Origin of the sequence: Bacillus sp. FSL M8-0256 (assembly GCF_038005765.1) — a bacterium.
Taxonomy (GTDB): domain Bacteria; phylum Bacillota; class Bacilli; order Bacillales; family Bacillaceae; genus Bacillus; species Bacillus safensis.
Genome location: NZ_JBBOTU010000001.1, coordinates 1,878,075 through 1,890,326, shown reverse-complemented (window position 1 = coordinate 1,890,326; position 12,252 = coordinate 1,878,075). Strand labels below are relative to the sequence as shown.

The following is a 12,252-nucleotide window of genomic DNA, read 5'->3' as shown; positions in this document are numbered from 1 at the left end:
TCGTGTGTCAACCTTGATGAGTTTTTAATGGACCTTTTGTGATTTGAGAAAGCTCAGCATTAATATCAAAGATTTTAGCGTTGATGTCTGTTATTCCAAAGCTGGTTATTCTTTTAGAATGCATCTCAAGATAGTTTTCAGCTGCTTCTTTTGTTTCGAATAAGTAGATTCCGCCAGCCTCATTCTTCTCGGGATTCTCCGTCCATATTTTCCATATGAATCCGTCTTCCTCATTTATACTTTTCGCTAAATCAGAAAACTCTTTTGTCATTTCATCACCGAAAGGGCCCTTCATCTTAAAATCCACCTGTAATAAATGTGCCATCGTCATTCTCCTTATATCGAAGTTGTAAAATACAGTTCTCCCAGCACTTCTTTCATTTGATACTGCTGCTGCGGAAGTTCTTTCTTCATAAAAGACCGTACATCTGATTGGTCAACATCGTACATTACTTCAATTTCTTTAGAAAATAGAAGTTTTTCTTTTTCGAGCAGGATAGAAACAGCTGGGCGCTTTTTCGGTTCAAGTTCTTCAGTGTTTAAAGCTTGCTTTAATCCTTCAACATAGACTTCAAATGAGCGGCCACCCGTGATTTTGACTCCTTTATTTTCTTCGTTGACGAAGATGATCGTTGGGAAACCTCTAGCACCAAGGTCTCGAACAAGAGTAAAATCTTGATCTAATAATTCCTGGCCGCTAGGCAGCTCCGCTTCATGGACTATCACATCTCCGTTAAGTCCAAGGTCGTTGACGATATCAATTAACACCGTGATATCCGATATATTTTGATTGAAGGCAAATAGCGCTTCTCTTGCACGGCGTAAAAAAGTATAGGCTAGTGCATCATCATGATGTTTTTGAATCACTTTGAACACGCGAGAGGGCGGGTAGGAGGATTGAACAGGATTGTCAATCATTAAGGAACCATCAATTGGCATGCGGGAATGTTCTCCAACCTCTCTCCAGTGACCAGCAACATCAGCAGGCTTATAAATTCCGTTTGCAGGATCAATTGGACCACCATGCCATTTCTCTAACAGTCCACCCAACACAGTCTGGAAATGAAAATAATGTCCATATTGCTCTTTAAATCGACGCAGGACAGGTTCAATTGCCCAGCAATGCGAACAAATCGGATCTGTTACATAATAGAGCGTTATTGTTTTTTTAGGCTGTTGAAAATCAATCACCTGGATATCCTCTTCTTCACCTACACCACATACACCTGTTTCTATATCACAAAACATCTCATTGTTTTTCAATTTCATTTACCTCCTCAAATTATGCAGGAAACGCTATTCCCTATGTTTGTTTGAATCAATCATTTGCATTACAATTAGATCTTAAGACACAATGAGTAAGACCAACACCAATAATTTCTTCAATTTGTTGTTTATCCAACAGATTAATAGATGTGTAGAAAAAGGAGGAGGGATAAGATGACGCAGCCAAAGACAGACCCTCGGGTTCTGAGAACGCGTAAGTTAATCATGGAGTCTTTTATGAAACTTTCATCGAAAAAGGAATTTAAGGATATTACGATCAAAGATGTCACGGCAGAAGCCATGATCAACCGAGCGACGTTTTATTATCATTTTGAGGATAAATACGATTTGCTGGATAAAACGCTGTCAGAAGTATTATCGATTAATTTAGAAAGTATTCATTTCAATCATCGTAAACTAGATGAAGATACGATCATCAATATTTTTAAAGCATTAACGAATTTTCAACAATCTCTGCATAACCGCTGCCAAGTAGAATATGAAACTGAACTTGCTCCTATTGTGAGGGAACAGCTTGAAATCATTTTTTATCAATTGTTAATCAATCAATATACAAATGTCGGAAAGCAAATTCTGAAGGTCACAGCTGTTTTTTTAAGCTGGGGAATTCACGGAGCTTCTGTTGAGTGGAGAAAAAATAGTTCGCACATATCATCAGAGGAGTTTATCAAATCAGCAGTGCCATATATTTTGTCAGGGATTGATTTTAAACAAGCAGATAGTTGATTTGACAATTTTCAAAGGCTTCACTAATATAAATGCTATAGCATATAAATTTCATAGAGGGTGTTTTACATGGAGTTACAAGATTTAATAGGCTATCTCGTTCATCGTACCGATCTCAAAATGACAAATTATTTTACAAACAGGTTAAAGCCTTACGGGGTCACTCCTGAACAATGGAGTATTATCAGTATTCTGAGCAGTGAAAAGGGGACTACTCAAAAAGAATTAGCAGAAGGAATTGATAAAAATCAAACCACTGTCGTCAGAATGATCCAATCAATGGAACGAAAAGGGCTTGTCAAAAAAATCTATAACGAACAAGACCGGCGCTCACATCACCTGCTTTTAACAAAAAAAGGGCACGAGGTCAAAAAGGCCATTCTTCCTGTCGTCATGGATGCACACCAAACGGTAACAAAACAATTAAGCGATGAAGAGATTCAACAATTAAAATTACTTTTGAACAAATTATTTCATTCACACTATGAATCTTGAAACGTCTAATCTGTAACAAACGATTTATATCTAATATATGCTATGACATATAATTTTCACCAGCTGAAAATTTGTCCATTTGGACTGAGTGTTTCAGTCAAATAACTTAGAAAGATGTGATCACGATTTTCATACTTATTCTGCAAATGATATTGGCTGCTTTCTTTTTTGTAACAGGATCGAAAATTATATCAGGGAAAATGGCAGAAGAGTTCAAACGATTTGGTTTACCTGCTTTTTTTAATGTTTTAACCGGAGCCTTTGAGCTCATAGGCGCAGCTGGAATGCTGATCGGCATATGGATGCCAACAATAGCAATATTATCAGGCTTACTGTTAGGAGGCACGATGCTTGCAGCTGCCTTTACTCTGATCGTATTAGCCAAAGATCCCTTTAAAAAAGCACTCCCTGCACTTGTGTTATTCGCTCTCAGTATCGGGGTCAGCTTGTACCACATTCTTTAAGTTGATATCAGAATAAAACACAAAACCTAAACAACTCTCCATTGTTCTAATGGCGGATTGTGTTTAGGTTTTTTAGCGATTGAATTGTTTTCGAAGAACTAGGCATGAGACAGCGAATACTGCGAAAGCGCCCGCTGATCCAGCAGCAAACACTAGCTCAAATTGTTCTGGTTTTGACTTGAATAACAAAGGGACAGAAAGAATGAGAGCCGCACCACTAAAGCTCAATCCTAATATGAACGTTGCCAATAATTTATTCATAGAAACACCTCTTACACTCAGAATTAGAACAATGGAAACGACTGATTCAAGAATCATTGTGATGATTCGACATCCTTTCACATTCCTAGTTGGAGTGTATCATATGGTGGCGGGCGATTGTAAAATACACAATTGTGAAATAAACTTTTTAAACGAACACTGTTCTTTACGAACGGTGTTCGTTATAATATAAATGTGATGTGGCTTTAAACGATTTCCATAAAGAAGAGGAGATGCATACGATGACGGCATTATCTAAGAAACAAAAGCAGATCGCTATTATTGGAGGAGGACCTGGGGGGCTAACACTCGCCTTAATTCTGCAAAATTACGGTATACAAACTACTATCTATGAGCGAGAGATGCATGACAAGAGTCTTGAAAGAGGGGGCTCACTGGATATTCATGAAGAAACAGGTCAAAAAGCTTTAAAAGAAGCAGGAGTTTATGAGGAATTTCAAAGGAACGCCCGCTATGAAGGAGAAGATTTCCGTTTACTTGATAAATCAGGAAGAATTTATTTAGATGAAGAAACGGAATCAGATCAAAAAGGAACCCGCCCAGAAATTGATCGTGGTGTTTTGTGCGAACTGCTGTTAGATCAAATTGATGCTGAAAACATCAAATATGGATATAAACTAGAAAGTTGCATTTCACTAGAAAGCGGCATGACGGAGCTTCATTTTGAAAACGGAGTTGTTGAGACAGTTGATCTTGTAATCGGGGCAGATGGTGCTTTTCTCGTGTGCGTCCTCTGTTAACAGATATTGATATTGAATACGCCGGACTCACGATGCTGGAACTGAATATCCTCAACGTAGAGATAAACCACCCTGATTTAGCTGCATTTAATAAACGTGGTAAGATGTTTGCTTTAGCTGACCACAAAGGACTGATTGGTCAGTTAAACGGAGATGGACGAATCAAAGTGTATGCAAGCCTTATGGTAGAGCGTAACTGGATTGAGACTTGTGGTATTCCGTTTCATCAAGCGAAAGAAGCAAAAGAACAATTATTAGAATTATTTAGTGATTGGGACGATCAGCTGAAAAATTATATTCGTTATGCTGAAGATGCCATCATTCCAAGACGGATTTATACGCTTCCTGTCGGTTTTAAATGGAACCGCCATAAAGGAGCAACGCTTATCGGTGATGCCGCTCATGTCATGTCGCCATTCGCAGGGGAGGGTGTAAACATGGCGATGTTTGATGCAATGGAGCTTGCACTTGCGATTGTTCGAAATCCTCATCATATTGAAAAGGCTATTGAAGAATACGAAGACAGGATGTACGAATATTCATCGGAGAAAGCTCATGAATCGGAAAAAAGTTTAAAGCTGTGTTTTTCAAAAGATGCTGCAATCAAGCTTGCTGAAATGATGAATTCTTTTCAAGAAAACGGTGATTGATGCTCAATTTACTATTTGACTTTGACATGTTATAAAGAGATTATGAACAATTCAAATCGTCGTATTATAAGTCGTCGGTCTCGGCCGGCTAAAGAGCCCTTAAGCCGTGAACTCATTGTGAAAACTGCCTATGAGCTACTAAAGGAGCAAGGGTTAGAGGGCATGAGTATGCGTAAGGTGGCTAAAGCACTCGATACGGGACCTGCATCCTTGTATGTCTACGTGAACAATTTTCAAGAACTAAGTGCTTACGTATTGGATTATGGTCTCGGCCAAATGGTTTACCCAAATTCAGTGAATGGCACATGGAAAGAACAGTTATTTGACATATTGCATACTTATTTCCTACTGTTATTCGAAAAACCTGGTCTTGCTGAAATTTCTCTTTCCACCATCCCGCAAGGAACGAACTTTTTACAGTTGACCGAACATATTCTCGCTGCATTGCATGAAGGCGGGATCAAATCTACATCTGCTGCATGGGGAGTAGACCTGTTACTGTTATACGTATCTTCCGTAGCATACGAAAAGGTCTCTTGGAAGAAACATGGCTCTTCGCAGATTTCAGATACAAAAAAAGCATTTCATGATGCAGACAAAACGCGGTTTCCTTTCATCCATAGCCTAAAAGAAGAAATGTTTGCAGGTGATACCGTATCAATGGAACGGTTCAGGTGGGGAATTGAAGTCATTTTGTATGGAATCCAGCAAGAAATCAATTAGAAAGGAGCACAAGCAAAAAGCAGTCAATGGCTGCTTTTTTTATATTTTCTTAACTTTTTCAACATATATAAAAAAATCTATATATTGTTTTTATATATAAAAAATTATATAATCTAGTGGAATAAACAAATGAGGTGCTTAGGCATGGAAAATATAAAGAATTTATTAGAGAGCTATATTCCTTTAGCAAAATCTACGGCAAAAATGTTTGGACCAAATTGTGAAGTCGTTATTCATGATTTAACGAACCCTCAAGCATCTGTCATGTTTACAGTCAATCATCATGTGACGGGAAGAAAAATCGGTCAATCATTTGATCATTTGGTAAAGACTGTTTTACAATCAGAAAATTTTAAAGAAGATTATCTTGCTGGGTATACATTTAAAACAGAAGACAACCGTACCATTCGTTCTTCGACTTCATTAATTCGTGATTCGAAGAAAAAGGTGATCGGGGCATTCTGTATCAATTTTGATGTTGAAGCATTGAATCAAATGCAGCAATTTATGGATACTTTTCTTTCTACAAAAGTTGAAGTTCAAGAGAATGAAACAACATCAAATGATGATCTTGAAAATGTGGAAGGAATCGTAGATCAATTGATTCAACAGATCATTCAAAACAGTGTCCACCCAGTTATGAAACGTCATGAAAAAATTGAATTAATAAGGTTCATGGATGAAAAGGGAATCTTTTTAATGAAAGGTTCAGTTGAGAAAGTCGCATCTATGTTAGGAATTTCTAAAGTCACCGTCTATAGCTATTTGGATGAAATCAAACATAAATCGAATGAAGGGGAAACGAAATGAAAAACATCCTTGAGGTAGGAAATCTAAAATCCAACGGACACTATGCATTCGCAACCATTCATCAAAACACGGTCTATGTTTCAGGACAATTTGCCATCAATCCTGAAACGAGAGAAAAAGAATTCGGCCCCATTGAAGAAGAGACATTACAAGCGCTTAAGAATGTGGAGATGATTGTAGAAGCAGCCGGAAGTAAAAAAGAAAAGATTTTGCGTATGACATTATACATTTCTGATATTGAACTATGGGACAAAGTAGATGCGGTTTACACTGAATTTTTCGGTGAACATCAACCAGCACGTACTGTTGTACCAACGAATGAATTACATTTTGGTTTCAAAATTGAAATTGATGCTATTTCTTATATTTAGAATATTTTTTTGCCCATGATATATAAAAAAGTATATTTTATATAAAAAATTATCCAAAGGGGGTTGATGATTGATGAATCAATTGATTTGTAACCATTGCGGTAAAAAGTATGAGATGACACCAACTTTATGGAAATGTGATTGTAACGGCGTATTAAACCTGGTGAAAGATACCCCTCAAATAGATATTGCGGTTTGGAATCACTACCCAAACTCATTATGGCGTTATGTTGAAACCATGCCATTTTCAAAAGGGTCAAAGACTTGGGAATCTGTGACAATGGGTGAAGGTCAAACTCCGTTAATCGTTTTAGATCCTCATGAGCCAAACACTTATGTAAAAATTGATTATATGATGCCTACGCTATCCTTTAAAGATCGAGGAGCTGCTGTTTTAATGACAAAGGCAAAGGAATTAGGGGTAGCAAAAGTCATTGCGGATAGCAGCGGGAATGCAGGAACGGCGATTGCCGCTTATGCAGCTCGTTGCGAGATTGCATGTGACATCTATCTAAGCGATGAAACTTCACCTAAAAAGATCGCTCAAATAAAAGCCCATGGAGCAACGATTAAAGAAATTCGCGGTACACGAGAGGATATTGCAGCAGCGGCGCAAAAAGCAGTAGACGCCGAAAACGTTTTTTATGCAAGCCATGTGTATAATCCTTATTTTTTTGAAGGAACAAAAACATACGCCTATGAAATTTATGAACAAATAAAAGGAGCACCTGATGCATTAATCATTCCGGTTGGAAATGGTACTCTCCTCCTAGGTGCATATTACGGTTTTAAAGAGTTATTTGAAAATGGTTTAATTCAAAAAATACCGAAAATCATTGCCATACAAGCGAAAAACTGTGCTCCTCTCGTGAAAGCTTTTCAAAATGCGAAAGATTCAGCATCGCCTGTTACGAATACAGGAACTTTGGCAGAAGGTATAGCCATTGCTGCCCCGGCGCGCTCCAAACAAATTCTAGAAGCTGTACAAGATACCAATGGTACATTTATAGATATTGAAGAGGATGAGATATTGAATGCACGCTCTAAACTAAGTGAGAAAGGATTTTATGTGGAAGTGACATCTGCAGTCAATTTTGCTGGCTACATGAAATATAAAAAAGAAGCAAAAGAAACAATCGTCATACCTCTTTGCGGTGCAGGAATTAAATCAAAATAACCAGATATGACTAATACAACTGATCCGGAATTGGCCAGATGATGATATAGATAAAATGAACGCTCTCTATAAATAGAAGGGTATCTCAAAAGAGATGCTCTTTTTCTTGCCTAAATGTACAATCCCTTTTGCCCAAAAGTACAATTTTAATCAAGTATTTCATTACGTAGAATAAAGAGGTGAATATCATGAATTCGATGAAAAAGGAGTAAGTGAATGGCTAAATTTTTATATAACTTAGGAAACTTTGCTTTTACTAAGCCGAAACGAATGTTAATCGGTTGGTTACTTATTTTAGCAGCTGTAGTTGCAGCAACAATAGGGACAGGCGTTTCATTTAATGGAGATATGTCGATTCCAGGAACAAAATCTGAAAAAGCGATGGATCTCTTGGAAAAGAAGTTCCCAGCAGGTGATGATGAGGGAACGATTCGTCTAATATTTAAAGCACCTAAAGATGAAACTTTAGAAGCAAAGAAAGTGAAACATAAAATTAATGAGACGATAAAAGAAATTAAAAAGGATAAAGCAGTTAAGCAGGTGACCGATTTATATGAGACCTTTACGATAAGTAAAGATAAGAAAATAGGATATGCGGATATTACGTATCGAGTGAAAGCGGACAAGGTAAAGGAATCCTCAAAAGAGAAAGTATTAAATAGCATAAAGATTTCAAAAGATGCGGGCATCCAAACGGAATTAGGCGGCTCCGTGACATTCTCTGAAATTGAAGTAGGTGGCATTTCTGAAATCATAGGGATTATCTTCGCCTTCTTGATTTTAGCCTTTACATTTGCTTCACTTTTGGTCGCAGGATTACCAATATTGACGGCTGTGATTGGGTTAGTAATAGGTGTGATGGTCATTTTAATCACCTCAAACTTTGTAGACATGTCTGCATTTAGTCTCACATTAGCGGTGATGATTGGTCTTGCAGTAGGAATTGATTATGCGCTGTTTATCATTTCAAGATATCGACAGCTGTTAGCAGAAGGCTACAATTTGAATGAGGCTGCTGCTAGAGCTGTGGGTACCGCAGGAAGTGCTGTATTATTTGCGGGCGTCACTGTCATTGTTGCATTATGTGGACTTGTATTAGTTGACATACCGTTTCTAGGTATCATGGGCCTTGTGGGAGCCTTTATGGTACTATCTGTTATGCTTGTTTCCCTCACGATTGTTCCAGCTATACTAGGGCTTCTTGGAGATAAGGTGAGTCCTTCTAGGAAAAATAAGTTATTTTCTAAATTACAGCCAAAAAAAGAGAAAAAAACAATGGGCTGGGGAAGATTTATTCAAAAGCATCCGGGTAAAATAATGCTAGGTGTCATTTTATTGACAGGATTGATAAGCTGGCCAGCACTTCATATGGAGCTTGGTCTTCCGGATAACGGTATGAAAGGCAAAGAAACAACTGAACGTAAAGGATACGATCTTTTAGCAGAAGGTTTTGGCAAGGGGTTTAATGGACCACTTGTTGTCATCATAGATGCCTCTCAAGCAGATAAAACGATGAAGTCCAAGTCCATCGAGAAATCATCAAAATTGTTAGAAAAAATGGATGGTATCAAACAAATCACGCCGGCGATCCCTGATCCATCGGGTGAGTACGCAATGTTAACAATCTTACCTAGAAGTGGTCCGGAGGATAAAGAAACGAAGCAATTAGTGAAAGACATTCGAAATGTATCGAGTGTGACTGACACAAAGTTTCTTGTGACTGGTTCTACTGCCGTGAATATAGATATTTCAGATAGACTCAGTGAAGCATTGCCAAAATTTGCAGGAGTCATTATTGGATTTGCTTTTGTGTTAATGATTCTTGTATTTAGATCATTCCTTGTTCCATTAAAGGCTGTACTAGGGTTTTTAATGACATTAACTGCTACATTAGGTTTTGCTGTCTTTGTTTTACAGGATGGACACCTTGCCCCATTGTTTGGAATACCTGCAGCAGGACCGTTGTTAAACTTTATGCCTGTACTAGTGACAGGAATATTATTTGGTCTTGCAATGGATTATGAAGTATTTTTAGTTAGTAGAATGAGGGAAGAATTCCTTCTATCTCATGATGCAAAGAAATCTGTTATTTCTGGATTACAGCATAGTGGCAGGGTTGTAACTGCAGCAGGCTTAATTATGATTTTCGTTTTCGCAAGCTTTATTTTTGCTCAAGACTTGATTATTAAAACAATGGGATTAACATTGGCATTTGGGGTTTTATTCGATGCATTTGTCATTAGAATGACCTTTATCCCTGCTTGTATGATGCTATTAGGGCGGGCAAATTGGTACTTACCAAAATGGCTGGCACGATTGCTTCCGCATATTGATATTGAAGGAGAGTCAATTGCCCAAAAAGAAAAGAAGATTATATAATGTATTCTTTTTAAAATGTTAAAATCCTAATACCGCCATTGCCTCTTTAAAAGGCGGGCGGTATTTTTCGTGTTATGATGGGGTTTGGAAGGTGAGAGTTTATGGTTAAGAAACGGATAGACCCTTTTAATGAAATGATCTATTCCCGAATTCCCGCGTTATTATGGGGCGTTCTTGTTTATGCTGCAGCGATGATTTTTCAGTTTTTAACAGCATCTTTATCGCTTTCAAGTTTGTTTTTTTCGGGCCTTATCGCGATCCATCTCATTTTGCACTGGTGGTCATTTTATTGGTTTAAGAAGAAGCCTTGGATTTATTTCTTCATACAAGGAATCGTTATTTTACTTTGTGTTTTAGCTATGCAAGCTGCCTCTCCTGTTATTTTAATTGGTCTTTTACCGTTATTAATTGCTCAAAGCATCGGTGTATACTATCATACATTAAAGATTATTTTGACAGGACTTTGTTTTTATGTACTTTTTTTTCTAGCTCTTATTTTGGTTAATGATACAGATGATCTGACTGTCTACATTCCGATTTTATTTCTTATCCTTATTGTGGTCGTTGCATACTCTATCTTATTTTTTAGACAAGTAAAGGCTAGAATTCGAACTCAAACGTTTCTAAAGGAACTCGAACTCGCACATCAGCAGGTGGAGGAGTTAACCCTTGCTAATGAGCGTCAAAGAATGGCGAGAGATTTACATGATACCCTTGCACAAGGGCTTGCAGGCATTATTATGCAATTGGAAGCTGTTCAAGCACATTTAGAGACTCAAAATACCCAGCGTGCTCAAAGCATTATCAAGGGCTCAATGAGCCAAGCGCGAAAAACATTAGGTGAGGCACGATTGGTGATCGATGATCTTCGGAAGGATCGTCATGATCAATACGATTTAACTGAAACAGTGAAAAATGAAGTAAATCGATTTATGACAGCAACGAACATCACAATTCGTACAAAGATCTCTGTACCTCAGAATATGTCGCCTTTTTTTATTGAACATACCGTTTATATTATAAAAGAATGCTTAACGAATATTTCAAAACATGCGAAAGCAAGCCATGTCGAGTTAGTGTTGGTACAACAAGGTGATCACATCCATTTGGAAATAGCAGACAATGGAGTGGGATTTGATGAGAAAAAACGAGAATCCACTTTTGGACATTACGGCATCATTGGTATGTCAGAACGTGTTCGGCTGCTTGGTGGAGAGATCCATTTGAAAAGTAAAAAAAATGAAGGTACACAAGTAATAGTGAACATACCTTTGAAAAAGGAGTAAATACAGTGTCTTATCGAATTGTGATTGTTGATGATCATTATGTTGTGAGAGAAGGATTAAAATTAATTCTTGAAACAGACGAAAGATTTGAAGTTGTTGGAGAAGCAGAAGATGGAGGAAAGGGGATAGATGTCATAAAAGAAAAATCCCCAGACCTTGTATTACTTGACCTCAACATGCCTATGATGAGCGGGCTTGATATGCTTAGAGAAATGCAGACTCTTCAAATAAAAGTTCCTGTACTCATTCTGACTACTTATAATGAAGAAAAATTAATGATCCAAGGGTTACAGCTTGGTGCAAAAGGCTACCTCTTAAAGGATGCCAGCAGAGAAAACTTATTTAATACAATTGAAGCGGCCATCAGAGGAGACATTTTACTTCAATCAAATGTGGCCTCAAAGGTATTTGAATCAACCGTACACAAAGAACCTCAAGTAAAATTGAAAACAGACAACCACTTGCTTACCGAAAAAGAAATGCTCGTTTTGCAAGCAGTAGCTAGAGGGTTTCGGAGTAAGGAAATTGCATTTGATATGGGAATTTCCGAGAGAACTGTAAAAGCACATTTAACAAACATTTATCAAAAACTAAATGTGACATCAAGAGCTGAAGCCATTAAAACATCAATTGAATTAGGAATCATTCATTTTTAGATAATTGAACAAACAGGAGTGAAAGCCACTCTTGCAGAAAGCACTTTTGTACAAACCTATGAGCTTGGGAAATAATAAAGAGACTACTTTAGGTAGTCTTTTTTTAAAAAGCATGGAGTTAGACTCTATAAAAGAAAGAAGGTATGTGGGCTTTGGTTGAAGAAGTCTAATAAACAATGAAGTAAGATTATAAACAAAGGAGAAAC

The 12,252-nt window shown here is 37.5% G+C and carries 13 protein-coding genes and 1 pseudogene; 11 read left to right on the top strand and 3 right to left on the bottom strand.

Annotated features, from left to right (window positions below; all coding sequences use genetic code 11):
- Nucleotides 1–7: 7 nt before the first annotated feature.
- Together NSQ76_RS09560 and NSQ76_RS09555 are read right to left on the bottom strand one after the other, a co-directional pair.
- Nucleotides 8–325: a monooxygenase gene (locus tag NSQ76_RS09560; protein WP_024425170.1), complete on the bottom strand. Its 318-nt coding sequence runs from the start codon at nt 323–325 to the stop codon at nt 8–10.
- A gap of 11 nt (nt 326–336) precedes the next feature.
- A complete protein-coding gene (locus NSQ76_RS09555; protein WP_024425169.1) occupies nt 337–1,263 on the bottom strand; it encodes a DsbA family protein in 927 nt (308 codons plus the stop codon).
- 177 nt (nt 1,264–1,440) lie between these two features.
- Here NSQ76_RS09555 and NSQ76_RS09550 point away from each other — a divergent pair, with 177 nt between their 5' ends.
- The 3 genes from NSQ76_RS09550 (at nt 1,441) to NSQ76_RS09540 (ending at nt 2,972) form a co-directional block, all read left to right on the top strand.
- Nucleotides 1,441–2,013, top strand: a complete 573-nt coding sequence (locus NSQ76_RS09550) for a TetR/AcrR family transcriptional regulator (protein WP_034622018.1) — start codon at nt 1,441–1,443, stop codon at nt 2,011–2,013.
- Between the two features lie 69 nt (nt 2,014–2,082).
- The gene (locus tag NSQ76_RS09545; RefSeq protein ID WP_125587386.1) at nt 2,083–2,508 is read left to right on the top strand and encodes a MarR family winged helix-turn-helix transcriptional regulator; all 426 of its coding nucleotides are present in this window, start codon (nt 2,083–2,085) and stop codon (nt 2,506–2,508) included.
- 116 nt (nt 2,509–2,624) lie between these two features.
- Nucleotides 2,625–2,972: a DoxX family protein gene (locus NSQ76_RS09540; RefSeq protein ID WP_024425167.1), complete on the top strand. Its 348-nt coding sequence runs from the start codon at nt 2,625–2,627 to the stop codon at nt 2,970–2,972.
- Between the two features lie 72 nt (nt 2,973–3,044).
- Here the strand turns inward: NSQ76_RS09540 and NSQ76_RS09535 are convergent, their stop codons facing one another.
- Nucleotides 3,045–3,233 carry a hypothetical protein gene (locus NSQ76_RS09535; protein WP_025093227.1) on the bottom strand — a complete coding sequence of 63 codons (189 nt, stop codon included), beginning with the start codon at nt 3,231–3,233 and terminating at the stop codon, nt 3,045–3,047.
- Between the two features lie 242 nt (nt 3,234–3,475).
- On the opposite strand from NSQ76_RS09535, the pseudogene NSQ76_RS09530 reads away from it, so the two are divergent.
- From NSQ76_RS09530 to NSQ76_RS09495, 8 genes and pseudogenes are all read left to right on the top strand, one after another.
- Nucleotides 3,476–4,644 (top strand): annotated as a pseudogene (locus NSQ76_RS09530) (FAD-dependent oxidoreductase).
- A 42-nt stretch (nt 4,645–4,686) separates the two neighbouring features.
- Nucleotides 4,687–5,367: a TetR/AcrR family transcriptional regulator gene (locus NSQ76_RS09525; protein WP_208300724.1), complete on the top strand. Its 681-nt coding sequence runs from the start codon at nt 4,687–4,689 to the stop codon at nt 5,365–5,367.
- Nucleotides 5,368–5,511: 144 nt separating this feature from the next.
- Nucleotides 5,512–6,177, top strand: a complete 666-nt coding sequence (locus tag NSQ76_RS09520; RefSeq protein WP_034622007.1) for a helix-turn-helix transcriptional regulator — start codon at nt 5,512–5,514, stop codon at nt 6,175–6,177.
- Nucleotides 6,174–6,548 (top strand): RidA family protein, encoded by a 375-nt coding sequence (locus NSQ76_RS09515; RefSeq protein WP_034622005.1) that lies wholly within the window; start codon nt 6,174–6,176, stop codon nt 6,546–6,548. Before NSQ76_RS09520 ends, NSQ76_RS09515 begins: the two co-directional genes overlap by 4 nt.
- Before the next feature lie 73 nt (nt 6,549–6,621).
- Nucleotides 6,622–7,725 (top strand): threonine synthase, encoded by a 1,104-nt coding sequence (locus NSQ76_RS09510; RefSeq protein WP_341053484.1) that lies wholly within the window; start codon nt 6,622–6,624, stop codon nt 7,723–7,725.
- Nucleotides 7,726–7,941: 216 nt separating this feature from the next.
- Nucleotides 7,942–10,104 (top strand): MMPL family transporter, encoded by a 2,163-nt coding sequence (locus NSQ76_RS09505; protein WP_135031661.1) that lies wholly within the window; start codon nt 7,942–7,944, stop codon nt 10,102–10,104.
- Between the two features lie 101 nt (nt 10,105–10,205).
- Nucleotides 10,206–11,390, top strand: coding sequence for a sensor histidine kinase (locus tag NSQ76_RS09500; RefSeq protein WP_341053483.1), 1,185 nt, complete (start codon nt 10,206–10,208; stop codon nt 11,388–11,390).
- A 5-nt stretch (nt 11,391–11,395) separates the two neighbouring features.
- Nucleotides 11,396–12,046 carry a response regulator transcription factor gene (locus NSQ76_RS09495; RefSeq protein ID WP_024427104.1) on the top strand — a complete coding sequence of 217 codons (651 nt, stop codon included), beginning with the start codon at nt 11,396–11,398 and terminating at the stop codon, nt 12,044–12,046.
- Nucleotides 12,047–12,252 lie beyond the last annotated feature (206 nt).